Raw genomic sequence first — 25,772 nt, 5'->3', positions numbered from 1 at the left:
AAAACGAGAAATATTCGTTGGTAATCGGCTGTTTCTTTTGAGCTTTTTTATAGAATAATTCCGTAATTATATTTTGTTTCCGCCATAACGAAGGTGCTTTGCAGACTACCTATGCTTTCTATCGATCCCAATCTGTTCAATACAAAATCCTGATATTCTTTCATGTCTCGTACATAAACTTTGATCATGAAATCGAACTCGCCGGATATGTTATAACATTCCGTAATTTCGTTGATGCTCATGATTTCCTTCATAAACTGTTGTCCGTAGGTTTTGCTATGCTGCTTTAGTTTGATGTTGCAGAAAACAACAAAACCTCTGTTTAGTTTTTCCGTATCGAGAACCGCCATGTATTTTTTTATAAACCCTTTTTTCTCCAATTGCTTTACTCGTTCGAATACAGGAGTGGGGGAGAGATTAACCTGCTGCGCAAGTTCTTTTGTTGTGATGTTTGAATTCTCCTGCAATAGTCTGAGTATCTTAATATCCGTATTGTCAATTCCTTCCATAGATAAATATTCTGTTTTAATGTGTGTTTTATTTCACTTGTGGTGATGTGTTCTTTTAAGCTTGCGCAATATAGTTATATTTTCTGTGTTTTGTTGTTTTGATATTTGAATATGCTGTATTTGTATTTTTGTGTAGATAATAATAGAAATATAGGCATGATGAAAACAACAGTATTAGGATATCCACGGGTCGGTAGCCGACGCGAATTAAAAAAAGCCTGCGAAAGCTTTTGGGCAGGTAAAATAAGTGCCGACGAATTAGAACAAGGCGCTTGCCGAATATAGGGAAGCTAAACAAGCCGGAATTGAAACTAAGCCTGTTTTGATTGGTCCGGTATCCTTTTTGTTGTTAGGCAAAGAAAAGGAAGAGGGTTTCAGCAGACTTGACCTGATTGAATCTTTGTTGCCTGTCTATATTCAATATCTTCAGGAATTAGAGCAAGCGGGTGTTGAATGGGTACAGATAGACGAGCCTTTCCTCGCATTGGATATTGACCGGCGAACACAAGAATTATACAAACTGGCTTACGACCTGATTCGCAGCTCCTGTCCGAACTTGAAAGTACTGCTAGATGAAACGCAGATTCATACACACATGTGTTATTCCGAGTTCAACGATATAATAGAATATATAGGCTTAATGGATGCGGATGTGATCACGATTGAATGTTCGCGCTCTCAAATGGAGTTGTTGGATGCATTTGTCAAATATAAATACCCGAATGAAATCGGACCGGGGGTATATGATATACACTCCCCTCGTGTTCCGGGAGTTGAAGAGATGGTTTCGTTGTTGAAAAAAGCCGCCGAAGTTATACCTGCCGGACAACTTTGGGTAAATCCGGACTGCGGATTAAAAACACGGGGTTGGTCAGAAACAAGAGAAGCATTGATTCGTATGGTAGAAGCAGCCCGGTTGATGCGCTTTTAGTTGACGGTTGGATAGGGAAAAGAGGGAATGTCCCGGTGGTCAGATTTTGATCATCGGGATGTTTTTTTGGGGAGCGAGTTAAACCTTTTCGTTTATGTGTAGTCTATATCTCCGTATAGTTGTAGATTTTTATTTTTAGTACCAGGAAATGTTATGACAAAGAAAGCTAAGTGGGGAGTGACAGCCATCATTGTAATCTTGATAGTCGGGATGATCGCTTATCCTAAAGTGAAACAAATGTTGATTGCAAAAGAGGGGGGCTTTGATGCTCCGGTAGCACCCGGACCGTCTTCTCGTAACAGGATTTTGAATATCAATGCTGAAGTGTTAAAATACCAGTCGCTTTCGGATAGGACAATCAGTACAGGTAGTGTAATTCCGGACGAAGAGGTAAACTTGTCATTTGAATCTTCCGGGAAAGTGGTTGCCATCTATTTCACGGAAGGAACCCATGTGGATAAAGGTGAGTTATTGGCTAAGATAAATGACAACCCGCTGCAAGCCCAGTTGAAAAAACTGGAAGCGCAAATACCTTTGGCACAAGACCGGGTGTATAGACAACGGGCTTTGTTGGCTAAAGACGCGGTTAGTCAGGAAGCTTTCGAACAGGTACAAACCGAACTGGATAAATTAATGGCCGACATAGAATTAGTGAAAGCCAATATTGCCCAAACCGAACTGCGAGCTCCGTTTGATGGAATCATCGGATTGCGTAATGTGAGTGAAGGGGCCTATACTTCTCCCTCAACAGTCATCGCCAAACTAACTAAGATTTCTCCGCTAAAGATCGATTTTTCCATTCCGGAGCGTTATTCCGCAGAGGTGAAAAACGGTACTCGTATTGCGTTCAGCCTGGAGCGTAACGATGGCGCGATGGAAAAATTTTACGCAACGGTGTATGCCGTGGAAAGTAAAGTAGACCTGGAGACCCGTACGTTGAATGTACGTGCAACTTACCCGAATACAGGAGAGAATATTTTGCCCGGACGTCTTACGTCTGTTGAAATAACAAAGCAGGAAATTCCGAATGCGCTTACCGTACCCAGTGAAGCGGTTATCCCTGAAATGGGAAAAAATATCGTCTATAAATACGAGAACGGAGTAGCCCTGCCGAAAGAAATAACCATGGGCATTCGTACGGAAAGCCGGGTGCAAGTGCTTGATGGATTAATGCAGGGAGATACGATTATCACTTCCGGAGTAATGCAACTACGAATGGGGATGAAAGTCTCTATAGACAATCTCTATTAAAAGCCGGTTGAGTTATGAGTAATATTTCAGAATTAAGTATAAACAGGCCTGTTCTTTCAACGGTGATGACCATCGTTCTCCTGTTGTTTGGATTTATCGGATATGACTTTTTGGGTGTGCGTGAGTTTCCCAGTGTAGATCAGCCGATCATTTCTGTTAATGTATCCTATCCGGGTGCTAACGCCGATGTGGTTATGAATCAGATTACGGAACCGTTGGAGCAGAATATTAATGGTATTCCCGGTATCCGTTCGTTGAGCAGTGTTAGTAGTCAGGGTCGTTCACGTATTACGGTAGAGTTTGAACTGTCTGTCGATATGGAAACGGCTGCAAATGATGTGCGTGATAAAGTGTCTCTCGCGCAACGCTATTTACCGCGAGATTGCGACCCACCTACCGTATCCAAAGCAGATGCGGATGCTTCTCCGATTATGCAGATAGGTATCCAAAGTCGTGAACGTTCGTTGATGGAACTAAGTGAAATAGCCGAACTTACCGTAAAAGAACGTTTGCAAACCATCTCGAATGTGAGTGCAGTGGATATTTGGGGGCAAAAGCGGTATTCTATGCGTCTTTGGCTTGATCCGGTTAAAATGGCCGGTTATGGCGTGACACCGATCGATGTTAAAAACGCCGTAGATCGTGAAAACGTGGAGCTTCCTTCCGGTAGTATCGAAGGAAATACCATAGACCTCTCCATCCGTACACTCGGACTGATGCATACGGCGAAGGAATTCAATGATCTGATCATAAAGGAGAGCAACAACAATATTGTACGTTTTAGTGATATCGGGCATGCGGAACTTGCCCCGGAAGATATGCGCAGTTTGTTGAAAAAAAATGGTGAACCATTGGTGATGGATATTATTATCCCACAACCCGGAGCTAATCATATTGAAATTGCCAACGAAGCCTACAATCGAATAGAACAACTAAAGAAAGATTTGCCGGACGACGTAACCGTCGAGATGGTTTATGATAATACCCGGTTTATTCGTGCCTCAATCGCTGAGGTACAGGAAACGATCTATATCGCGTTTATTATTGTGGCTTTAGTGATCTTTCTTTTCTTGCGTGACTGGCGTGTAACAATGATTCCTGTTGTTGTTATTCCTGTTTCGCTCATCGCAACTTTTTTCGTTATGTATGTGGCCGGCTTCTCTATCAATGTACTGACCATGTTGGCGATTGTGCTGGCCGTGGGGTTGGTGGTTGACGACGCTATTGTGGTGACCGAAAATATTTACGTGCGAATAGAACGGGGAATCTCTCCGAAAGAAGCCGGTATTGAGGGTTGTAAAGAAATCTTTTTTGCCATTATTTCTACAACCGTAACCTTGGTGGCCGTATTCCTCCCGATTGTTTTTATGGATGGAATGACAGGGCGTCTTTTTAAAGAGTTTAGTATTGTGATAGCAGGTGCTGTGGTAATTTCATCGTTTGTCGCCCTCACCTTTACTCCTATGTTGGCAACCAAGATTCTGAAAAAACAAGAGAAGAAAAATAAGTTTTACGAAAAGACAGAGCCTTTTTTCAACTGGATAAACCGTATATATGAAAAAGGACTGGACTATTTTCTTAGTCATAGAGTGCTTTCTTTTCCTATTATTCTGTTTCTCCTTGGCGTGATTGCGTTCTTTTGGAAACAGATTCCTTCTGAACTGTCGCCGCTGGAAGACCGATCTTCCGTATCGATAAATACCCGTGGTCCGGAAGGTATAACATTTGAATATTTAAGAGATTATAATGAACGGATTGAAGAAATAGTTGATTCCATTGTGCCCGAACGTCAGGCGGCCATAGCCCGTTCCTGGTCTGGTGGGGGATTTGTGAATGTGATATTGCCGGATTTAAAAGATCGGGACTGGACTCAGATGAATGTGGCTGAAGAGCTGTCGGCAGCGGTACGAAAAGAAACCAAAGCCCGTGCTTTTGTGCAACAGCAATCCACTTTTGGCGGCCGACGCGCAGGAATGCCCGTGCAGTATGTTTTACAAGCCACATCGCTGGAAAAGTTGCAGGATGTGTTGCCTGCATTCATGCAAAAAGTAAATGAAAGTCCTGTCTTTCAGATGGCAGACGTGAACCTGAAGTTTACTAAACCCGAAACCCGTATTGAGATTAACCGTGACAAGGCTTCTCTTTTGGGAGTAAGTACGCGCAATATTGCCCAAACATTGCAATATGCATTGAGTGGACAGCGCATCGGTTATTTTTACATGAACGGGAAGCAATATCAGATATTAGGTGAGATCAACCGTCAGCAAAGAAATACGCCGGTTGACCTGAAATCCATCTACGTAAGAAGTGATAATGGAGCGATGATACAGCTGGATAACCTGGTTGCTTTGCAAGAGAATGTTGCACCGCCTCAATTATACCGTTACAATCGTTTTGTGGCGGCTACCATTTCGAGCGGACTGGCGAAAGGCTATACTATCGGAAACGGATTGGATGAAATGGATCGTATCGCGGCGGAAACCCTGGATGAATCTTTCCGTACGGCTTTATCCGGAGAATCCAAAGAGTTTCGTGAGAGTTCGGATAGCTTGATGTTTGCATTAGTCTTGGCTCTTATCATGGTGTATCTTGTATTGGCTGCCCAGTTCGAGAGCTTCAAGGATCCCTTGGTTGTGATGGTTACCGTACCACTTGCTATTGCCGGTGCCTTATTCTTTATGAGTGTAGGAGGGGTGACAATGAATATTTTCAGTCAGATCGGGATTATCATGCTGATTGGTTTAGTAACCAAAAATGGTATTTTGATTGTGGAGTTCGCTAATCAAAGACAATTAGCGGGCTATAGCTTCCGGGAGGCGATCCGTTCGGCGTCTATACAGCGTCTTCGTCCTATCCTGATGACGAGTGTATCTACCATACTCGGGCTGTTGCCGCTGGTTTATGCTTCAGGCGAAGGTGCCCAAGGGCGTATAGCAATGGGGATTGCCGTGGTTGGCGGAATGTTAGTTTCCACTTTGCTCACCTTGTTTATTATTCCGGCCATGTACACTTATATCTCAACTAACCGCCAAAAAAAGCTGGGCGTGAATGAAACAGCACCAACACAAACGAATTAAGATTTGCTATGAAACGAATTATATATCTACTCCTATTAGCTACGTTAAATGTCGGCATAACTTTCTCGCAAGAAATTTTTGACCTTCGGCGATGTATAGAAACGGGGTTGGAAAAGAATTATTCTATCCGTATGATCCGGAACGAACAGGTGATCAGCGATAATAACGCTACACCCGGAAATGCCGGTTACTTGCCGACTTTCGATATGAACGGAGGCATTAGTGGATCCATGTATGATACGCGAAATAAACTGACAGATGGAACAACGGAAAAAACTAACGCCGTAAATTCGGAAAGCGCAAATGTTGGACTAAATGTGAACTGGACTGTTTTTGACGGGTTTGGCATTCAGGCTACTTACCAAACATTAAAGGAGCTGAAACAACTTGGTGAATTAAACACCCGGATAACCATTGAGGACTTTGTAGCTTCTCTATCGGCCGAATACTACAATTTGATTCGCCAGAAAACCCGGTTGCAGAATTTAAGGGCGACGCTTGCCCTGTCAAGAGAAAGACTTCGGATCGTAGAGGAACGTTATTATATCGGATCCATGTCTCGGCTTGATCTACAACAAGCACAGGTGGATTTTAACGCAGATAGTTCGAATGTGATTAATCAACTGGAGACGCTGCATCGGTCGCGCATTCAACTAAACACGTTAATGGCACTGGATAACGTAGAGGAGCAAATTCAATTGAAAGATTCCATGATTATACCCAATACATTTTTGGATGAGGCGGAGTTGTGGAACAGTACGCAAACCTCCAATGTATCTCTTCAAATAGCGCAAAAAAAAGTGTCGCTGAGTGAATTGGATTATAAAAAAGCCCGTAGCCGGAATTATCCTTACGTGAGGTTGAACGCGGGATACGGATATACCGCTAACTGGTATGAAATAGGGGCGACCGATTGGCAACAGCGTTTAGGCCTGAACTATGGTGTAACCGTCGGCTTTACGCTGTTTGACGGATTTAACCGTCGCCGCGAGCAACGCAACAGCCGTCTTCAGATAGAAAATAAGAATTTACAACTATTAGAAATGGACTTATCGCTGCGGGCGGATATGAGCAATCTGTGGATGGCTTATGAAAACAACCTGAATCTTTGGAGCTTGGAGAAGGAAAACTTAATGGCGGCGCAGGAAAATTATAATATCGCAATTGAACGGTATAAATTGGGAGACTTATCCGGTATAGAATTGCGTGAGGCGCAAAATAGTTTGCTCAATGCGGAAGAACGTCGTTCCATCGCAGAATATTCCACAAAGATATGCGAGATATCCTTATTGCAACTGAGCGGACAACTGTTCGAATATTTTTTGCCTGTTGAGGAATAAATCATAAATAATACTATCTTTACGACATAAATAATTGTAAATTAGTCGCTAATAGTCTACCATGAAATATTATTACTCATACCCGAACAGGTTATGTCTGATATGGATATGTGAAGAAGATAAATATATCACAAGAGTATCCTTTCAAAAACCTGATGACAGCTATAAAGAACAAGAAACTCCTCTAATCAGAGAAACTGCCCGGCAGATTGACGAATATCTGGATGGAGAAAGAACTGAATTTACACTTCCGCTTAATCCACAAGGCACCCCTTACCAAAAATCAGTGTGGAACGCACTGCAAAGAGTATATTTTGGTGAAACCCGTACCTATAAACAAATAGCGGAAGCAATAGGAAATCCGCAATCATGTCGCGCTGTAGGATTAGCAAACAATAAAAATCCGATTGCCATAATCATACCCTGCCATCGAATCATCGGTTCGAATGGAAAATTAACCGGATACGCCGGAGGATTAGAGATAAAAGAAAAATTACTGTTATTAGAACGATAAATAACACGTTTAGAATACAAACTCACATAGTACGACATACCCTATTTTATAGGGTGTTTTACCTTTTCGGCATAATCCTGATGTGAATAGTCTATTCCTTTTAATACGTAAAAATTGATTTTGAGCTGTTCTTTTGTATATTAATTGTGTGTTGTATGGAATAAATTGATCAATATCCTCGGTGACTGATCATTTTGTGGGCGCGCACCAAATCATTGTGGAAGATATAACTTATATTTGTGCAGAAACTACATATACCTATAAATCATAAAATCATGGAAAAAAAAATTGTGACCTTTGGTGAAATTATGCTCCGTTTAGCTACACCTGATTATCTTCGTTTTAATCAAAGTGATAAGCTGAATGCTACTTTTGGAGGTGGTGAAGCCAATGTCGCTGTGTCATTAGCAAATTACGGACTTAATACTTCTTTTGTTACTCGTTTACCTAAAAATGATATTGCGCGAGCCTGCGTGATGGATCTTCGGAAATATGGAGTGGATACTTCTGATATTATTTACGGAGGAGAACGTCTTGGTATTTATTTTCTGGAGACCGGTGCTGTTGCCCGCGCTAGTAAAGTTGTTTATGACCGGGCTCATTCCTCCATTTCAGAAATAAAGCCGGGTATGATTAATTGGGATGAGGTGTTGAAGGGTGCTTCCTGGTTTCATTGGACAGGTATTACACCGGCTATCTCTCAGGGTGCAGCAGATGCTTGCCTGGAAGCGATACAGGCGGCAAACAGATTAGGTGTTCCTGTTTCGTGTGACTTGAATTATCGTAAAAACTTATGGAATTACGGCAAAAAAGTATCGGATATTATGCCCGAATTAGTTGCCGGATGTGATGTAATATTGGGTAACGAAGAAGATGCGGAAAAGGTGTTCGGTATCAAACCGGAAGGTTTTGACGTAGCGCAGACGGACGGTGAAGTGAATGCTGTTGAGTTTGAATCGGTATGCACCCAGTTAATGGCTAAATTTCCACGGGCAAAAAAAGTAATTATTACCTTACGCGGTTCAATCAATGCGAACCACAACACCTGGGGAGGTGTGCTTTACACTAACGGAAAACTATACCAGTCTCGTCGTTATGATATAACCCATATCGTTGATCGTGTAGGTGGTGGAGATTCATTCATGGGAGGATTGATTTATGGACTGATCACTTGGCCTGCCGATGCGCAAAAAGCACTTGATTTTGCCGTCGCTGCCTCTTGTTTGAAACATACAGTGTATGGCGACTATAATCAAGTAACCGTTGAAGAAGTAGAGAAATTAATGAGTGGAGACGCGTCCGGTCGTGTTTCTCGTTAAATAGCAATAGATATGGCAAGATTTAATAAAATAGAGGTGCTGTCGGCAATGGCCAACACCGGTATGATTCCAGTTTATTACAGTAATGATGTTGAGACAGCAAAGCAAGTTGTAAAAGCCTGCTATGCAGGTGGGGTACGCGCTTTTGAATTTACGAATAGAGGCGACTTCGCACAAGAGGTATTCGCCGAATTATCTAAGTTTGTGGTTAATGAATGTCCGGATATGATTCTGGGTATCGGTTCGATTGTTGATGCTCCAACTGCGGCTTTGTATATTCAATTGGGAGCGAACTTTGTTGTCGGACCTTTATTTAATCCGGAAGTAGCGAAAGTCTGTAATCGTCGCCTGATTCCTTATACGCCGGGATGTGGTTCGGTTTCTGAAATCGGGTTTGCGCAAGAAGCCGGATGTGACCTGTGTAAGATATTCCCGGCAGGGAATGTAGGTGGTCCTTCGTTCGTAAGCAATATCAAAGCCCCTATGCCTTGGTCGATGATTATGGCAACAGGAGCCGTTGAACCTACTGAAGAAAATTTATCCGCATGGTTCAAGGCCGGAGTAACTTGTGTGGGTATGGGATCTAAATTATTCCCTAAAGAAGTCATTGAGAAAAAGGATTGGAATACAATTTCAAAACTTTGTAGTGACGCGTTAGCTATAATATTGAAATATAAAAAATAAAACATGAACCTGTTTCAAAAGAACCTGAAGGCGTTCTTTTGAAACAGACTCTTTAAAATAAAGAAAAACCATGAAAAACTTTTTAGACAAGGACTTTCTGCTTTATTCGGATACTGCTCGTACGCTTTATCATGAACATGCAGCAAAGTTACCGATCATTGATTATCACTGTCACCTTGTTCCGAAAATGATCGCGGAAAATTATCAGTTTGCAGACTTAACAGAAATCTGGCTTGGTGGTGACCATTATAAATGGAGAGCGATGCGTGCCAACGGTATTCCGGAAGATTATATAACCGGAAATAAATCCGCTTACGAAAAATTTGAAAAATGGGCGGAAACGATGCCATACGCAATGCGTAATCCACTTTATCATTGGACGCACTTGGAACTGAGCCGTGTGTTTGGCATCGACAAAGTGCTGAATCCATCTACTGCTCGTGAAATATATGAGGAATGTACAGCTAAATTGCAGACTCCCGAATTTCGTTCACGCGCGATCATGGAACGCATGAATGTAGAACTGGTTTGTACAACAGATGATCCCGCTGATTCATTAGAATACCATATTGCTATACGTGAAAGTGGATTTAAAGTAAAAGTATTGCCTACCTGGAGACCGGATAAGGCAATGACGATTGATAACGCGGAGGTTTATAATAACTATCTTGCTTTATTGGAAAAAGCCGCGGATATGAATATCTCTACCTATGCAGATTTACTTGCGGCATTAGAAAAAAGACATCAATTCTTTGCGGCGCAGGGATGTGGTCTTTCCGATCATGGGCTGACCACTTTTTGTGCAGATCCTTATACTGATTCGGAAATTAATGCGATCTTTGCGAAAGTACGTTCAGGGAAAAATCCAACAGCGGAAGACGATCGAAAGTTTCGTTCGGCTATGTTGTATGATTTGGCTGTTATGGATGCGAAAGCAGGATGGGTACAGCAGTTTCATATCGGAGCGATCCGAAATAATAACACCAAGATGTTCCGTCAGTTAGGTCCGGATACCGGTTATGACGCGATTGGGGATTACGAGGTAGCTACAGCTATGAATCGTTTATTAGACCGTCTGAATTTAGATGGTGTTCTTGCCAAGACGATTCTGTATAACCTTAATCCACGTGACAATGAACTGATGGTAACCAATGCTTACAATTTCAACGACGGATCGGTTGCCGGAAAGATGCAATACGGTTCAGGATGGTGGTTCTTGGATCAGTTGGATGGAATGGAAAAGCAAATCAACGCACTGTCGGCTTTAGGCTTGTTAAGTCGTTTTGTTGGTATGCTTACAGACTCAAGGAGCTTCTTGTCTTATCCAAGACACGAATATTTCCGTCGTCTTTTGTGTAATATGATCGGACGTGATGTGGAGAATGGTGAATTACCGGCTTCAGAACTTCCGTTTATTAAACAGATGGTGGAAAATATAAGTTATTTCAACGCCAAAAATTATTTTGGATGGTGATGTTTTAGATTAGCGAGTGAAAAATCCCGGGATTCGTCCCGGGATTTTTTTTCTTCTTACTCCTCACTTTCCCAGAATGGTGCTTGAACCAAAGTCGGGTCTGTGTCGATTTGATTTTGATGAACAGGCATCCAGTATTGTTTCTTTTGGTAACTACGTAACAACGCCTTGGTGCGAACAAAGAATGCTTTCGGATTATTTGTATCATCAGAATATTCTGTTCCGGCAAAGTTCATACCGTAATCATACCCATTCAGTAACTCTTCGCCTAATAACCAACGACGAATATCGTGGTAGCGAATACCTTCTCCACAAAGTTCTACTCTACGTTCTTTTCTGATCAGTTCGCGAACAGCCGATTGGTTATCATTGTATGCAATTCGCTGGAATCCATTATTGTCTGTTCCTGTTCCGTATTCAGGGATACCCGCGCGTTCACGTATCTTGTTCAGATAAAGTATAATATCGCTGTGTCCCGGAGTTGATTCATTCAATGCTTCGGCATAGTTCAGATAAACTTCTCCTAAACGATACAGAATACCCGGACGATAAGGTTGTTTACCATCTCTTGGAATAGATTCTAAAGAGGTCTTTTTCCTGTTAAGGTATCCATTTTGCGGAGCATCATGTGTAGGTCCGCCGTCCCATTCTCCGGACATCATCCTTGTTGTACGACCTTCCTGATGGAACCAGGCGCCATTAAACAACACAGACAAATAGAAACGAGGCTCGCGGTTACTGTACATATTGTATGTATTAGCAACTGTAATTTGCCCTGGTTTTACATTTTCCGATTTACGGGCCGGATCCCATTTCGTGTTGCGTATCTCCGGCTCTGTAGAGAACCCGGATTCTGTATAGCCGGATTCTTCATTGATAATAGGTGATCCGTTCGCATGATAGCCTAATATCGGTGACAATCCGTTTTTCATAAAGAATGCATCTACCATACCTTGCGTAACACCTAAACCACCGTTACCTCCACAACCACGTGGTGTGCTATGTCTTTCATATTCGCCGTAATTTACATCAGGACGAGCAAACAGGATTTCTTTATTGCCTTCTGAGGTTTTCTTCAGGAATAAATTGTAGTATGACATGAAAGGATCTATTTTTCCATCATTCGTATATTCATAATACAAACCATGACCTGCTGCATGCGCTTTGTCAATTAATAATTTGCAGGCATCGGCAGCTCTTTTCCATTTTCCCGCATCGTAAGTGGTGTTGAAACGCTGTTTGCCATTGTACAACGGATCGATTCCTTCGTACATTTTATTTCCGTTTACAAGTGGGCTTGCTGCAAATAAAAGCATTCTGGCACGTACGGCGAGACTTGCGATAGATGTAGCACGACCGAAAAACGCTTCTTCCCATTTGTCCGGAAGTTTAGTGGATAAATCCAGCAATTGCGCATCCAACATATCTATCATTTCGTCAAAAGGAACCTGCCCGTGTGTCATCCCTTCCAACGGAGCGTTCACATCTACTACATCATCAAAATAAGGAACAGCACCATATGATTCTGTCAGCATCCAATAGTAGTAAGCAATTAAAAAGCGACATTCATTTTTCATTAATTCAATGTCCTCTTCCGTTACTTTCTGTAAAGGATTTGGGTGAGCGTTATTGATTAAAATATATCCGGCGCGAATTCTTTGTTGTAATTCATTCCAAAAGCCACTGTTCCAAGATGAGTTGGTGTAGTAATTGCCCACTCTGAAATTTAACAAAGTTCCGCCCCACCATTGTAACCATCTTTGAGAAGGGGTAATATCGTCTCCAACAGTATCCCAACCAATATCCCGGGTAAATTGCCAATAGGAGTCGGGCACTTTAGAATACACATTTGCAAGCCAGTCTTCCGTACGTGTTTTGTCATTAAAAACCATTTCCAGATCAAGCTGATCGTCCGGAGCATTGTCTATAAAGTCAGCACAACTACTAAACACCCCACACACTAAGGTAAATGCGATGTATTTTAATAATTTTATTGTTTTCATAATTTGTAATTTACGATATTAGAAATTTACATCTATTCCGACAGAAACAGATTTCATGATCGGATATTTCATTCCGTTTTGTGTGTCCAATTCCGGATCCCACATATCGAACTTTGAGAAAGTAAATAGGTTTGACCCTTTTAAATACAAACGCAATGCTTTTACACCGTAATCGTTTATCCATGTTTTAGGGAAACGATAACCCAGTTCAATGTCTTTAATACGTAACATACTCATATCCCGTAGCCACCAGGTTGAATTTTTCGCGTTGTTTTCATTCTGACCATAGGTTAGTCGTGGATAAAAAGCATTTTGATTCGGATTTTCAGGTGTCCAACGGTCCTGATAATTATCAAAAATATTAAACATAGACCCCATAGAACTACCGGGCATAAAACCGGACCCACCAATAAACCGGTAGGTTTTTCCATTACCTTGGAGGAAAACATTCAGGTCAAAATTCTTATAGCTTATATTTGTTCCGAAACCATATACTAATTGTGGATTTGTTGTTCCTTTTAGCGCAACCTCATCCATATCTGTTACTGCTCCATCACCGTCGATATCTACATATTTAATATCACCGGGACGAATTTTGGAAACAAACGTGTGGTTGGGGATATGGTCTTTTAGAATTCCTTTTTCAACGTCAATGAAATCATCTTCAGTAAACAAACCATCCGCTACAAGACCGAATAATTGTCCTACGGGCTTGCCGGTTCTCTCTCTGTTCGTTCCGATTACGCCGGGGGCTTCGTCTTGCTCAATAATTTTATTCTTCGCGTATGTAAATGTACTTCTTACTCCGATGTTCCAGTCTTTATTTATATGCTTGTTGTAGACCAATGATACTTCCACACCCGAATTGTCAACCTTACCGAAATTTGCCCAAGGAGTATTTACAAAACCGGCAGCCGAAGGAATTGTGTTACGCTTCATGAAAATATCCCGGCGTTTGTCTTTAAACCAGTCAACTTGCAAATCGAGTGCATTCCATAAACCTAATTCAAGACCGACATTAATTTTTTCAACCGTTTCCCAGGTTAGATTAGGAATTCCGAAATCACCTTCAAAACGACCTGTGCGATGATAATCATTATTAACGCCCCACTTGTAACCATTGTTATCACTGTTGTTTATCGTGGTGATGTAGGCAAAACGACGTCCTTGTAACTGGTCATTTCCGACTAACCCCCATGATCCTCTCAACTTCAATTTAGATACGGTTTCCTTGATGTTGCTCATAAAGGCTTCTTCCGAAACCAAGTATCCTAAAGCTACAGAAGGGAAAAAGCCGAACCGATAACCCTTTGCAAAGTTTTCAGAACCATTATAACCGAAATTAAACTCGGCGATATAACGATTGTCATAGTTGTAAGATGCTCTACCCGCAACCCCCATACGACGGAAAGGAACAACGCTTCCGTCTTGATAGTCCCGTTGGTTATACATGAACATTCCTTCAACATTGTGCTTGCCGAATCGTTGCGAATAGTTTATGTTCGCTTCTATATAAGTAGCTCTGTTTCCCCATTCTTTCTTTTCGTCTGTTCCTAAGAACATTTGTCCGTAATCGGCGATTGTAATATCTAACTCTCCGTTCTCTAAACGTGAAGTAGCCGGATAGTAATAGTCCGGACTTTTCGAACGAACCACCCCGGAATTCATATACCTGTCAAAGGAGAATACCCCTTTAGCCTTCAATCCGGGTAAAATTGCTTTTAAGTCTTGTTCTAAGGAGAACAACGACTCGATTTTCGCTGATGAGTACGTTGAAAAACCATGTTGAGTAGCTCTTGACCAAGGGTTGTGGCGTGACTTTACCTTTGGAATTTCGCCCGTTGAATATATAGCGGGATGTACAAATGGCGGCGTTTCGAAAGCGGTAGACAGCACATGGTCTGAAGCTCTTGTATCACCATCATTTACCATTCCGTTGGTGTCTTGCAAATAACCGCCTATACTAATACGTGCGACGGTCGATTTTGTGATGTTAACATCAATATTTGACCGCATATTGTATTTGTTCAACTTCGTAGAAGAATCCCAGGATTGACTCTTATCTCTCTCGAAAATACCCGATTCTCCATAGTAAGAAATAACTAACGCATAGCGTAGAAGATCACTACCACCGGTAATATTCAGGTTGGCCCGGCGGTTACTGGCGTAGTCTTTTGTAATAAGATCCAGCCAATCTATGTCCGGATATAATTCGGTATCAGCACCTGTACGATATTTCTCAATAATCTCCGGAGCGTAGATTTGCAAACCACCTCCATCAATCGATAACTCGTTCATCAAAGACAAATAATCGCTTGACCCAATAAAACTTGGCAGTTTAACCGGTTGTGTAAACCCTTGTTCATAATGTACGTCGATAGAGGGCTTACCTAACTTTCCTCTTTTCGTGTTTACCAATATAACCCCGTTAGCTCCCCTAACGCCATACACCGCACTGGCGGCAGCATCTTTTAGTACGGAGAACGATTCGATCTCGGCCGGGTTCATATCGTCTAACGATCGTTCGATACCATCTACAAGTACCAACGGGTTTCTACCCGCATCCTGAAAAGAAGAAATACCACGAATCCAAAACGAAGAACCATCTACTCCCGGTTCTCCGGAACGCTGTACTGCAATAACACCGGCTAACTGTCCGGCCAGATTATTACTTAATGCGCGTGATGGGCTTTGTTGTAAAAAGGTGGGCTCAATTGTTGTGATAGAGCCGACTACAGATTCTCTTTTCTGTGAACCAAAACCTACAACAACTACTTCGTTCAAACTTGTTGCGACTTCTTTCATGTTGACGTTGATGTTGATCTGATTGCCAACTATAATTTTCTTTGGCTCATAACCAATGTATTGGAAAGTCAACTCCGCATTTTTATCGGGCACCGTCAGGAAATAATTACCATCCAGGTCTGTTACCGCTCCAATGGTTGTTGATTGTACCGATACGTTTACGCCAATCAAGGGCTCACCTTGTTCGTCCCAAACCGTTCCGTTTATATTGATCCCCTTTTTTTCTTGTTGAGGTTCACTTACTTTGTTTGAGATAATAACCTGACGTCCTTTTATTTCATAATTCAGGTTTGTTGTTTTAGACAATACATCCATTATATAGGCAATGTTTTTGTCTTCTATACTTATAGAAACCTTTTGGTTTAGTGTTTCCAATGAGTTTTTGGCATACACAAAGATAAAATCACTATTGTTTTCAATGTAATTAATAACATCTTTCACCGTTTTATTTTGGACTTTAACCGTGAGGTTTTGCTCTTCAACTGAAGATGCTTCTCTGTTTTTTGCTTGCAGATTTGAAAAAGGGACGCATAAAAATAAGAGAAAAATCAAACTTAAGTAAAACATTTTTAATGCTTTACTTCTATTTGTAAAACTGTTTTTCATATATTTACGTGGATTTAAAGAATTATGATAACTATCACTGATTGTTTTGTAGTTCTTGCCGGATGATATTCGCAGTATCATCCGGCTTATTCTATGTGTTAATGTTTCGCATGGTTTTTTTTTATTTGTTATACACTCGATTTATTTCTGTCTCAAACTAAACGTACCCTCTTCCTGTGTTACCGAGATAGGAAGCATTAGTTCAAGGTAGTTTAATATTTCTTTTATGTCGTTGTTTAAATCTAATTTGCCGAACATCTCTTCTTTACCGATAGATGAATCACAGTGTATCTCTACTCCGTAGGTTAACGCTAATCGATGTGTTATCGCGGTTAATGTTTCCCCTTGCAGTATCAATATTTTATTTATCCATGAGGTATAGTTCTTCGCGTCTACCTGTTTTTTCTCCAGAATGGAATTTTGCGCAAAGGAGACCAGTTCGTCCGGTTTCATTTCAAGAACCTGGTTTTGCTGATCAGTGATCTCTATCTTTCCGCTCACCAAAGCCACTTCTTTCATATCGTCATTTTTGTAAGCGAAAACATTAAATGATGTTCCTAAAACTTTGATGTCAAAACCATTTGCTGTTACATGAAAAGGCCGATCAGCATTATGGGCTACTTCCAGATAGGCTTCGCCGTCGATGTATATGTTGCGTTTTTCTTTGGAGAATACTTTCGGGAAGAAAATTCTACTGCCGGCATTAACCCAAACTTTGGTGCCGTCTGATAATAACAGTTGTGAGCTCTTACCCTTCGGTACTAACAGTTGATTAAGCGATTCTTGCGTAGCGTCGTCTTTCTTATCTCCTGATGTTGTTATCGGATAGTCAAGAACTCCGTCTGAAGTAAAAGCAATTAATTCATCCTGTGAAAAAACGACCTGTCTGGAGTCTGATAGAATCAATACTACTTCATCGCTGTTGTTTTCATAAACCTGATTTTCTGTTAGTGAAACAATATCCATGAAGTTCGGCTCTTCTTTTGTGTGTTTAATTGAGAATACAGCTAATAGAAGTATGGCTGCTGCAACAGAACCGGACAGAACAGACACCCAAAGTCTCGTTTTCTTTCCTGTTTTTGCAGGTGGGGGCAGAATTGAAATATCTTTGTTTAGTTCAATCTTTTCAAACGTTTTTTTATGAATAGATTCCGCCACCCCTTTTTCAATAATCGGGGAGCAAGAATTTAAGAAGTAATTCGTTTTCTTTTTAGATTCTTTCATTTTCTTTGATTAAAGCTCTATACTTAAAAGACGCAAGAGAAAATGAAATCTCCTATTAGGAGTCAAAAAAAATTATTCGTTTAGTAATTTAGCTATTACTCCGATTGCTTTTGCTATATGAACATTAATGGTTTTAACAGAGATATTTAATATCTGTGCTATTTCTTTATAAGGAATTTGTTCGATTTTGGCTAACATGAAAACCTCTTTGCATTTGGGCGGCAATGCGTTTATCGCTTCGTTGATCCGGGCCATTTCTTCCAGACTGATTATGTTATTGTCCGGGGCTTGTATCTGTGGAATATAATAATTGTCGGCCTCTCCTATATCATCAATCGAAATGATTGTGTCCGGTTGCTCCTTTCGTAGGTAAGAGATGGATTGGTTTTTGGTCATAACCAGCAGCCAGGATTTCACGGATCGTATCTGATCCAGTTTTTCCCTGTTTTTCCATACAGCAAGAAAAACATCGCTGACTACTTCTTCTGCTATCTCCCTCGTGGATACATACCCTAAGGAGAAAAGATAAAGATCCCTATTATATAAATCAATAAATCGGCGAAACATCGAAATATCCCCCTCTTTTATTTTATTTAATAGTTCTCGTTCAGACATTTAATTTTTTTCACGAAAATAATAAATCAAAATGAGTTCGGTAAATGAAAAACGAATAAAAAGACATAGGGGGAAAAGCCCGTGTCGAAAAACATGGGTTGAGGCATGTTGAAAAACCAAAATCTCGTTTAAATTTTAATCCATTCTCCGCTCCGTTCGGGACGACAGATACTCTGGAAGGCTATGTTAATTTAGGGGGTTAGTACTTTATGTAGAATATGCAAATCGTCGGCTCCTACCAGGTCTACTCCTTCGTTGATGAAGAAGCGTTTGAATTCGGGTGTGTCCGGAGCTCCCCACCAGCGGAATAATTTTCCTTCGTTGTGCGTTTGGTTGATGATTGATCGCATCTTGTTCAGTTCGGTTTCCGGTATGGTGCCTTCTCCGTTCCATGAAATGTAGGATTTGTAATTGTCGCTCACTACGGGCATGATTGTTTTGGAGATGTTTTTGCCTAAGTCGGCTACCCGGCCGTCTAAAAAAGCGATGCGTGTGGTTTCGGATGTGATGCTTTTGACTGGGCGATCTCCGGAGATAAAGAGAAGTACCGCTCCTTCCTGATAAACCCCGTTCACAACGGAACAGAATAGGTCTTTGTAGGGTTCTACTTGTTTTTTGAGGAGGGGATACATTTCCTCTCCGTTTGTTTTACAATCCACCATCAGCAAAAAAGGGCGGTTGCTGCCGGCGTATACTTTCCCTCCATTGCTTTTTATCCGTTCTGCCAGAGGCTTCAAATAAAGTTCGCTGAAAACGATTGCGTTGTTGGGTTCGGGTCTGTCATGCGCTACATACAATTCGCCGTCAATCAGCCAAAGATCCGCTTCTACGCAATTGAATCCGTAATCCAAAGCGTCAAACAACGGCTTGTCACGCCAATAATCATTATGCGAAAAAGCATTGTAATGAATGTTTTGACCATGCGCACTCAGGCAGATTAGGGTTAACAAAAATAGGGTCCAGTTTTTCATACGATTGTAGTTTATTAGTTACATTAAGATCATGTGGAACGCACATCATTATTCACAATGGTGTAAACGATTGTTTTATATGTTCCTTTCATAACCATATTATTAAGAGCCTGTTTAAATTTTCCAAAGAATAATATTATGTTGTTTTTTCGTCCTGTTTTGAGTTTCTTTTCGGTCTATTCCCTTGTTTTATTTCGTCACATAGCCCGCTATGCTCCTCTTCAAAACAAGAAAATATCCTCGAAAACAATTCTCAAAACAACAACGAGCAAAATTTAAACAGGCTCTAAGTTGTTATCTTTTACGTGCCGCGGCTTCTTTCGCTTTTCGGGCTTCTCTTTGTGCTTTTTCTTTCTCTTTGAGCTTTTGTTTGTAGGAACGCTCTTTTTCCTTGCGTTCCTTTTCTTTCAATTTGAGACGTTCTTTATAAGCACGTTCCTTTTCTTTACGAAGCTGAGTCTGGGCTTTTAACTTCGCTTTTCGTTCAGCCTCCCGTTTCTTGAGCTGCGTTTTTCTATCTTCTTTAAGTTGCTTTTCCTGGTCTTCCTTCGCCTTTAGAAGAGCCGCTTCTTCTTCCTTCTGCTTCTTTACCAACTCTTCGCGTTCGCGTGCGATTCGTTCTTGCAGTTCACGTTCCGCGCGTTGCTGTTCTTCAAACGCTACCCTTGCGGCTTCTTTTCTTGCCGCTTCCTCTTCGGCCTCGCGTTTGCGTATTGCTTCGATCTCTTTCAGCGACAGCGTTTTTTCTTCCGGCGCAACCACCGGTATAGTCTGTGTAGTGTCCGGCACAACCGGAGCAATATCAGGTGCAATTGCCTTTGTCGAATCCTGTTCTGTTATTATTGCTTCCGTTTCTATTATTGTTTCCGCTTCTGTTTCTATTGCAGCTTCAGTCTCTGTTGCTGTTTCAATTGCTGTTTCCGTTTCAATTACAGCGGCTTCAGTTGCAGGAGTTTCGTCGAGGTCATCCGGTAGAACAGGAGGGACGATCTCGGCTTCTTCATTATCGCTCAGGCGTATATTCCACCGTTCTTGCAATTCAGGGATACGCTGTCCCAGACTGTCTGCGAAGAAGGATACGTACTCATCCAATGTTTTTCCCCGAAGCAGGGTCTGCCTGTTTTCTTCCGATATCGGCAGAATGGCAATTTCTTTATTTAACGTGTTCGCATAGCCATCTGTACCGTATATCATTTTATAATACTGCGTAGCTTCCTCTAAGTTTACGAAATCACTTAGAACCATCATACTCATCGGGCCGGTCTCTTCTATGGTGATATCTAACTCTTTCACCAAGAAGTTGGCGAAGTTATAGGCGGCTATCGCATACAATAATTGATTTTTGTTTACGCGTTCGGTCGGATAGATCAACAACATTTTATACGGCGAGTTCGGGTCCGCTTTAAAAATACGGGCCGAGTCGGCGGCCGATAAACTACCATCTTCACCAATGCCGAAACGCAGGTTCCAGGTCATTCCGCGTACTCCTCCCTGAACCATAGCCCTACCACGCAACACACCTTTCAGCATTTCGCCCGCCAGTTCCGTAACGTCGGCACCCGGGTATTTTTCAACCAAAGCCTTGAGGGCTGTTTTAAATCCTTCCGGATTGCCTTCCTGTACATACGTGAGGGCATCTAAGAACATAAACTTTGGCATCAGGTCTGCTAAAGGATATTTCTCCAAAACGGATTTGTAATTGCGCCGAACAGTGGATACATCCTCTGTCAGGTATCGTTGGTACGTTTCCTGATAAATAGAATCCTGCACCGTATCCATCATCCGGATATTGTATTCGTAATTCGGATCGGCAATCGCAAGGGTGTAATCGCTTTCCGGGAAGGTGTTTGTTAGTTTGGCTTTATAGCGATTGGCTAATTCCGTGTCTTTGATGCGTAGTGCGATCAGATAGATCTGGTAGTAGCTTTCCAAACGGAATTCATGATCCGGGAAGCGGCGTTCCAGTGTTTCGAATGCTTCCACAGCGAGACGGAAATCCTCTAATTTATCCTTATAGATCATGGCCATGTGGTAAAGACCATCCATGATGATCAGGTCTGACGCTTCGATATCTTCGGGTGTGAACGGGATTTGTTGCAGGTAAAACTCACGTGTTTTAGGGTTATCCGTCAGTTCATCGGGAAGCTCACCGGCGGCTTCTCCTTCTGCCGTCAGTCCGTTTTCTGTGCTGTTTTCCGTTTCATCAACCGTGTTATCTGCCTGTTCCATAAAGGTAGACATTTCCTTCTTCCTTCTTCGCCAGTCGTCTTCCAGTGTACGCCGTCCCCATTGGCGTTGGAATTTGGTTTTACCCTGTGCCACGACTTGCGGACTATAGAAATAGAACGAACTACCGTCCGCACCGGTAGCTATCATGGGTATGTTTAAATCTGTGCCGGGGCGGTTTATTCCGATGCCCCTTGCTTCTGCTTCGGCCAGATAAGCTTCTTTGTCGGCCAGTTCTTTTGCTTCTTTTTCGTCTTTTTCTACCTGCGCAATGATGGCGTCGATCACCGCAAGACGCTCACCCTCCGGCATCTTTGACAGGGTTTGCAAGCTATCCTGCAAATGCACGGCTTCTACGTGTACAACCAATTCGTCCAGTACCTCGGATAGTTTAGCAATGCGTTTGTAGTCTTTGTATTCTTTTTGCAGGGAAGCAAGAGCACCGCTAAAGCAAGGTTGTGCTTTAACATACTCGCCCTGATTGAAATAAATATCTCCAAGCTTTATCTGGCATAGTGCTTTGTCTATCCCGTTTTGTGTGCTTTGATCTATGCCTTTGTGAAAATTGACAATCGCGTTGGTCGAGTCTTCACGCGACATGTAAATATTACCGATGGCATAATAAACCTGATCCAAATACGTTTTGTTCTTTTCGCTTTTCGCCATGGCCTCGAGCTTTTTCACCATGCTCATGTAATTCGTTCCCGAAAAAACTTCCGTCTGTCTGATCCGGGCGGCAAACTCCAGTTCGTAAGGAGGGTTCGACTTAATTACATCGCCAAATGCTTTGTAGGCTAAGGAGTTTAGGTCGAGGTCCGTATAAAGTTGCCCCAGCAGATAACGCATTCTTGCCCGTTGGCGTCCGTTCTTTTCCGCTTTTATGGCTGTTTGCAAATAGGGAATAGCCTCTTCGTATTGTTTGTTCTTTATCAGATAATCGGCATATACAGTGGCATAGAGATTCAGTTTCTTCGGGTGGATACCGTTCGTGTTGAGCTTGCCCAGTATATCTTCCGACTCATAAAGCCAGTCCATTTCGGCATAGCTTCGGGCCTGCCAAAGTTTGGCTTCAGATACCACCTCCGGATCAGTAGCGTAATGTCTGGCTATGTAAGAAAAAGTGGCCGAAGCCTGTAGGAAATCCGCGTTATGAAATTGAGCTTGCCCCATCAACAGCCAGCACTGTTTCAGAAAAGGGTTGTACTCTTCCTGCTCCTGGATAGCGACTAATTTGGGGTTGCTGCGCCAGCCCGGTTTCTTGGGCGGTTTTACTTTTATGGAGTGAAGTTTGATCGCTTTATTGCTTTTTTCAATGGCACGATCAAAAGGGCCTCCCATTTCGGGCTTGTCTTTCGGTTGCGCGCTGATCGGAAAAAGGTAGATCATATCCGAATAATTTTCCTTGTAGCCATTTTGCATGGATTCCATCGCTTCGTCGAAAGATGTTTTGCCGTTGTAGTATATGTTGTAACGGGAGTTTACGGCATGATAAAAACGGCTTGCTTTCGTGTTTTTCTTCGTACTGCACGACACAAGCAAACCAATCAGGAATAATGATGTTATATAGTAAAATGCTTTTTTCACCCTATTGCTGACAATTCATCATTATATTAACAGAAAACAATCGGTTTTATTGTCTGGAGGTAAAAGCAAGTACTCCTTTAACTCCAAAAAAGAGTACGGTGAGAACCAGAATGATAAATGCGCCTGAAGGAATGTTGATGTAATAAGACAAAAACAAGCCGATTACACAGGCGAGAAATCCGATCACGATGCTGCTGTACATGATCTTCCGGAAATCCGAAGTGAACTGGTTGGCTACCATCTGTGGGAGGGTGAGCAGGCTCATCAGTAACATGATCCCTACCAAACGGATAGACAGAACGATGGTTACCGCAATGAAAAACATCATCATATATTCAATGAACTTCACCGGCAGTCCCTGTGTCTTTGCAAAACTATTGTCGAATGCCACATAAATCATTTCCCGTAAGAAAAGGGAAACGAGCAAAAGCAAGACAACCGCCAGAATGGCAATCCATATAATATCGGCAGTAGAAATAGTAAGTATGTTGCCAAACAGATAAGCCGAAAGGTTAGGACTATAACCGGGAGTCAGAAAAATAAACAATACGCCCAACGCCATGCCGAGCGACCAAACGGCCGCGATAGCAGAATCTTCCCTTACATTTTGTGTTTTGCTTACCCATTCTACTCCGAGTGCGGACAAGACGGAAAAGATCAACGCCATTAAAACAGGGTTCGTGCCCAGAAAAAAGCCGAGGCCAAGTCCTCCGAATGAAGCATGCGTAATACCTCCGCTAATAAATACTAAGCGACGGGCAACAACGTAAGTGCCCACAATTCCGCAGGCAATAGCGGTAAGGAGACTGCCCAATAAGGCGTTTTGAAAGAAATCGTATCCGAGTAATTCAATCATGTGTTAGGGTGTAAACGGCGTTCGCCAACAATTAAAAAAGCTTCGTCTTTCAGTAATTCAGGAAGATTTATCTGCCTCAGCTGCAAACTGCGCAACCATCCGGCCACCTCCACTTCGCGAAGCGTATACAACACTTCCCTGAATTCGTTAACCTCTTCGTCTTTGTATTCACTTTCCTCCAAACCCTGAAAACGATCCAGCTCCTCATCGTCGTAATATTCAATTTGTTTACTTACTGCTGCAATCAAACTGTCCCGTTCGCACATCTCATGCTGTCCGCAGCATTCACCGTCCACTTCTTGCGCTTCCGGAATTTCGGAGATTTCGCCCCGTTCCAGCATTTCCTTTAATTTCTTTTGACGGATAGATCCGGCTATCGCTGCCACCACGCCAAGCAAAAGTAAGCCTGTCAGAATTACGATATACCACATAGCTGATTTGTATTTAAATTATTTTGAATCCAACTTTTTGCAGATCGTTCCAAAAGTGCGGGTAACTTTTCGATACTACACCCGGCTCTGCAATCCTTATCCCCTCCGAACGCACTACGGCAGCAGGGGCAAAAGCCATGGCCATCCGATGGTCTTCGTAAGTTGCAATAACAGGTTCCTTATCCGGTTCACAACGTTCGCCATCCCATTTCAGTCCATTGTTTTCCGTTTCGCGTAAAACATATCCCAATTTTCTCGTTTCCGCTATCAGCGCCGCAATTCGGTCTGTTTCCTTTATCTTTAACGATTGCAGTCCGGTAAAGCGGAACGGAGTATTTAATAACACACAGGCTACCGCGAATGTTTGCGCCAAATCCGGCTCATGCACAAAATCATAGATTAATTCCTGACAACGCGCACCTCCCGGAAGCAAACGAACACCCTGTGCGGTAAACTCAGTTTCCATACCCAACTGTTTAAACAATTTCGCACCGGCAGCGTCGCCTTGCAAACTGTTTTTGTAAAGTCCGTGCAACTCTTGCGGGCAGCTTGACAACGCCGAGATCGTATACCAATAAGAAGCCGCGCTCCAATCAGACTCAACGGTAAAAGGAATGGGCGTGTATTCTTGAGGAGCCACCCGGATGACATTTCCCTCCCAGGAAGCAGCCACGCCGAATTGTTTCATCAACTCCAACGTAATATTAATGTACGGGCGAGAAATGATTTCACCCTCCAACCGCAACGTAAGCCCATTCTCCATTAACGGAGCAACCATCAGTAAAGCGGAGATATACTGCGAACTAACCCCCCCGTTCAACGCGATCTCACCTCCCTGCAGCGCACTTCCGAAAATGCGCAAAGGCGGATAACCCTCTTTCTCGATGTACTCAATGCGCGCCCCCAAAGCAGTAAGCGCATCCACAAGTAACCTGATCGGTCGGTTTCTCATCCGTTCCGTTCCGGTGATTGTCCATTCCCCAATGATTTTAGACAAAAAAGCCGTCAGAAACCGCATAGCCGTTCCCGCCGCCTTAATATCAAAATGGTTGCCATTCGAATTTAATGCCGCCACCATCACCTCCGTATCATCACAATCCGATAAATTCTGTATATCATAAGGACTGTAACTCAGCGCGTTCAGAATAAGCGCCCTGTTGCTGATGCTCTTTGAAGCAGGCAGTTTAATCGTATCTTGAAGCAGTCCGGACGGAACTGTAATCAGGTAATTCATCATTTTGCGTAATCTTCAGTTTCAGACTACAAAAATACAGATTTTATTCCGAGGCAATAACCTTTACCGAAACAAATTACCAAATCAAATTTCACCCTAAAAATAAAGGCGATTTTTT

General features: G+C 42.3%; 19 protein-coding genes. 9 read left to right on the top strand and 10 right to left on the bottom strand.

The window, feature by feature from the left end; all coding sequences use genetic code 11:
* Positions 1–47 precede the first annotated feature (47 nt).
* Positions 48–509 (bottom strand): Lrp/AsnC family transcriptional regulator, encoded by a 462-nt coding sequence (locus tag B9Y81_RS10925; protein ID WP_085536962.1) that lies wholly within the window; start codon positions 507–509, stop codon positions 48–50.
* A gap of 156 nt (positions 510–665) precedes the next feature.
* On the opposite strand from B9Y81_RS10925, the gene B9Y81_RS10920 reads away from it, so the two are divergent.
* The 9 genes from B9Y81_RS10920 to uxaC all read left to right on the top strand — a co-directional run bounded on the left by B9Y81_RS10920 (position 666) and on the right by uxaC (position 11,099).
* Positions 666–794 carry a hypothetical protein gene (locus B9Y81_RS10920; RefSeq protein ID WP_176221482.1) on the top strand — a complete coding sequence of 43 codons (129 nt, stop codon included), beginning with the start codon at positions 666–668 and terminating at the stop codon, positions 792–794.
* Between the two features lie 37 nt (positions 795–831).
* Positions 832–1,440, top strand: a complete 609-nt coding sequence (locus tag B9Y81_RS10915; protein WP_245832437.1) for a hypothetical protein — start codon at positions 832–834, stop codon at positions 1,438–1,440.
* Positions 1,441–1,593: 153 nt separating this feature from the next.
* Positions 1,594–2,691 (top strand): efflux RND transporter periplasmic adaptor subunit, encoded by a 1,098-nt coding sequence (locus B9Y81_RS10910; RefSeq protein WP_085536959.1) that lies wholly within the window; start codon positions 1,594–1,596, stop codon positions 2,689–2,691.
* 14 nt (positions 2,692–2,705) lie between these two features.
* The gene (locus B9Y81_RS10905) at positions 2,706–5,768 is read left to right on the top strand and encodes an efflux RND transporter permease subunit (protein ID WP_085536958.1); all 3,063 of its coding nucleotides are present in this window, start codon (positions 2,706–2,708) and stop codon (positions 5,766–5,768) included.
* A gap of 8 nt (positions 5,769–5,776) precedes the next feature.
* Positions 5,777–7,108: a TolC family protein gene (locus B9Y81_RS10900; protein WP_085536957.1), complete on the top strand. Its 1,332-nt coding sequence runs from the start codon at positions 5,777–5,779 to the stop codon at positions 7,106–7,108.
* A gap of 61 nt (positions 7,109–7,169) precedes the next feature.
* Positions 7,170–7,622, top strand: coding sequence for a methylated-DNA--[protein]-cysteine S-methyltransferase (locus B9Y81_RS10895; RefSeq protein WP_085536956.1), 453 nt, complete (start codon positions 7,170–7,172; stop codon positions 7,620–7,622).
* A gap of 275 nt (positions 7,623–7,897) precedes the next feature.
* Entirely contained in the window at positions 7,898–8,941 is a 1,044-nt protein-coding gene (locus B9Y81_RS10890) for a sugar kinase (protein ID WP_085536955.1), read from the top strand.
* Between the two features lie 12 nt (positions 8,942–8,953).
* Complete coding sequence (locus B9Y81_RS10885) at positions 8,954–9,625, top strand: bifunctional 4-hydroxy-2-oxoglutarate aldolase/2-dehydro-3-deoxy-phosphogluconate aldolase (RefSeq protein ID WP_085536954.1); 672 nt, start codon at positions 8,954–8,956, stop codon at positions 9,623–9,625.
* Between the two features lie 70 nt (positions 9,626–9,695).
* Positions 9,696–11,099 (top strand): glucuronate isomerase, encoded by a 1,404-nt coding sequence (gene uxaC / locus B9Y81_RS10880; protein WP_085536953.1) that lies wholly within the window; start codon positions 9,696–9,698, stop codon positions 11,097–11,099.
* A 56-nt stretch (positions 11,100–11,155) separates the two neighbouring features.
* Here the strand turns inward: uxaC and B9Y81_RS10875 are convergent, their stop codons facing one another.
* From B9Y81_RS10875 to B9Y81_RS10835, 9 genes are all read right to left on the bottom strand, one after another.
* Positions 11,156–13,102, bottom strand: a complete 1,947-nt coding sequence (locus B9Y81_RS10875; protein ID WP_245832436.1) for a RagB/SusD family nutrient uptake outer membrane protein — start codon at positions 13,100–13,102, stop codon at positions 11,156–11,158.
* A gap of 18 nt (positions 13,103–13,120) precedes the next feature.
* On the bottom strand, positions 13,121–16,474 hold the full coding sequence (locus B9Y81_RS10870) for a SusC/RagA family TonB-linked outer membrane protein (protein WP_085537757.1): 3,354 nt from the start codon (positions 16,472–16,474) through the stop codon (positions 13,121–13,123).
* A 180-nt stretch (positions 16,475–16,654) separates the two neighbouring features.
* On the bottom strand, positions 16,655–17,737 hold the full coding sequence (locus B9Y81_RS10865; RefSeq protein ID WP_085536952.1) for a FecR family protein: 1,083 nt from the start codon (positions 17,735–17,737) through the stop codon (positions 16,655–16,657).
* 72 nt (positions 17,738–17,809) lie between these two features.
* Complete coding sequence (locus B9Y81_RS10860) at positions 17,810–18,352, bottom strand: RNA polymerase sigma factor (RefSeq protein WP_085536951.1); 543 nt, start codon at positions 18,350–18,352, stop codon at positions 17,810–17,812.
* A 191-nt stretch (positions 18,353–18,543) separates the two neighbouring features.
* Positions 18,544–19,323: a phosphatidylinositol-specific phospholipase C/glycerophosphodiester phosphodiesterase family protein gene (locus B9Y81_RS10855; protein WP_085536950.1), complete on the bottom strand. Its 780-nt coding sequence runs from the start codon at positions 19,321–19,323 to the stop codon at positions 18,544–18,546.
* A gap of 294 nt (positions 19,324–19,617) precedes the next feature.
* Positions 19,618–23,133, bottom strand: a complete 3,516-nt coding sequence (gene porW / locus B9Y81_RS10850; RefSeq protein WP_085536949.1) for a type IX secretion system periplasmic lipoprotein PorW/SprE — start codon at positions 23,131–23,133, stop codon at positions 19,618–19,620.
* Between the two features lie 46 nt (positions 23,134–23,179).
* Positions 23,180–23,986, bottom strand: coding sequence for a metal ABC transporter permease (locus tag B9Y81_RS10845; RefSeq protein WP_085537756.1), 807 nt, complete (start codon positions 23,984–23,986; stop codon positions 23,180–23,182).
* Positions 23,986–24,420: a phospholipase gene (locus B9Y81_RS10840; protein WP_085536948.1), complete on the bottom strand. Its 435-nt coding sequence runs from the start codon at positions 24,418–24,420 to the stop codon at positions 23,986–23,988. The genes B9Y81_RS10845 and B9Y81_RS10840 overlap by 1 nt, the downstream gene beginning before the upstream one ends.
* A gap of 13 nt (positions 24,421–24,433) precedes the next feature.
* A complete protein-coding gene (locus B9Y81_RS10835) occupies positions 24,434–25,654 on the bottom strand; it encodes a 3-phosphoshikimate 1-carboxyvinyltransferase (RefSeq protein WP_085536947.1) in 1,221 nt (406 codons plus the stop codon).
* Positions 25,655–25,772 lie beyond the last annotated feature (118 nt).

Origin of the sequence: Massilibacteroides vaginae (assembly GCF_900178525.1) — a bacterium.
In the GTDB taxonomy this organism is placed as follows: domain Bacteria; phylum Bacteroidota; class Bacteroidia; order Bacteroidales; family Tannerellaceae; genus Massilibacteroides; species Massilibacteroides vaginae.
The sequence above is the reverse complement of the archived record's forward strand: the minus strand, read 5'-3'. Positions and strand labels throughout refer to the sequence as shown.

What these genes read in the sequence shown, in the direction of transcription:
- B9Y81_RS10925 (WP_085536962.1), bottom strand. Translation starts at nt 509, where the DNA reads ATGGAAGGAATTGACAATACGGATATTAAGATACTCAGACTATTGCAG.
- B9Y81_RS10920 (WP_176221482.1), top strand. Translation starts at nt 666, where the DNA reads ATGATGAAAACAACAGTATTAGGATATCCACGGGTCGGTAGCCGACGC.
- B9Y81_RS10910 (WP_085536959.1), top strand. Translation starts at nt 1,594, where the DNA reads ATGACAAAGAAAGCTAAGTGGGGAGTGACAGCCATCATTGTAATCTTG.
- B9Y81_RS10905 (WP_085536958.1), top strand. Translation starts at nt 2,706, where the DNA reads ATGAGTAATATTTCAGAATTAAGTATAAACAGGCCTGTTCTTTCAACG.
- B9Y81_RS10900 (WP_085536957.1), top strand. Translation starts at nt 5,777, where the DNA reads ATGAAACGAATTATATATCTACTCCTATTAGCTACGTTAAATGTCGGC.
- B9Y81_RS10895 (WP_085536956.1), top strand. Translation starts at nt 7,170, where the DNA reads ATGAAATATTATTACTCATACCCGAACAGGTTATGTCTGATATGGATA.
- B9Y81_RS10890 (WP_085536955.1), top strand. Translation starts at nt 7,898, where the DNA reads ATGGAAAAAAAAATTGTGACCTTTGGTGAAATTATGCTCCGTTTAGCT.
- B9Y81_RS10885 (WP_085536954.1), top strand. Translation starts at nt 8,954, where the DNA reads ATGGCAAGATTTAATAAAATAGAGGTGCTGTCGGCAATGGCCAACACC.
- uxaC (WP_085536953.1), top strand. Translation starts at nt 9,696, where the DNA reads ATGAAAAACTTTTTAGACAAGGACTTTCTGCTTTATTCGGATACTGCT.
- B9Y81_RS10875 (WP_245832436.1), bottom strand. Translation starts at nt 13,102, where the DNA reads ATGAAAACAATAAAATTATTAAAATACATCGCATTTACCTTAGTGTGT.
- B9Y81_RS10870 (WP_085537757.1), bottom strand. Translation starts at nt 16,474, where the DNA reads ATGTTTTACTTAAGTTTGATTTTTCTCTTATTTTTATGCGTCCCTTTT.
- B9Y81_RS10865 (WP_085536952.1), bottom strand. Translation starts at nt 17,737, where the DNA reads ATGAAAGAATCTAAAAAGAAAACGAATTACTTCTTAAATTCTTGCTCC.
- B9Y81_RS10860 (WP_085536951.1), bottom strand. Translation starts at nt 18,352, where the DNA reads ATGTCTGAACGAGAACTATTAAATAAAATAAAAGAGGGGGATATTTCG.
- B9Y81_RS10855 (WP_085536950.1), bottom strand. Translation starts at nt 19,323, where the DNA reads ATGAAAAACTGGACCCTATTTTTGTTAACCCTAATCTGCCTGAGTGCG.
- B9Y81_RS10840 (WP_085536948.1), bottom strand. Translation starts at nt 24,420, where the DNA reads ATGTGGTATATCGTAATTCTGACAGGCTTACTTTTGCTTGGCGTGGTG.
- B9Y81_RS10835 (WP_085536947.1), bottom strand. Translation starts at nt 25,654, where the DNA reads ATGAATTACCTGATTACAGTTCCGTCCGGACTGCTTCAAGATACGATT.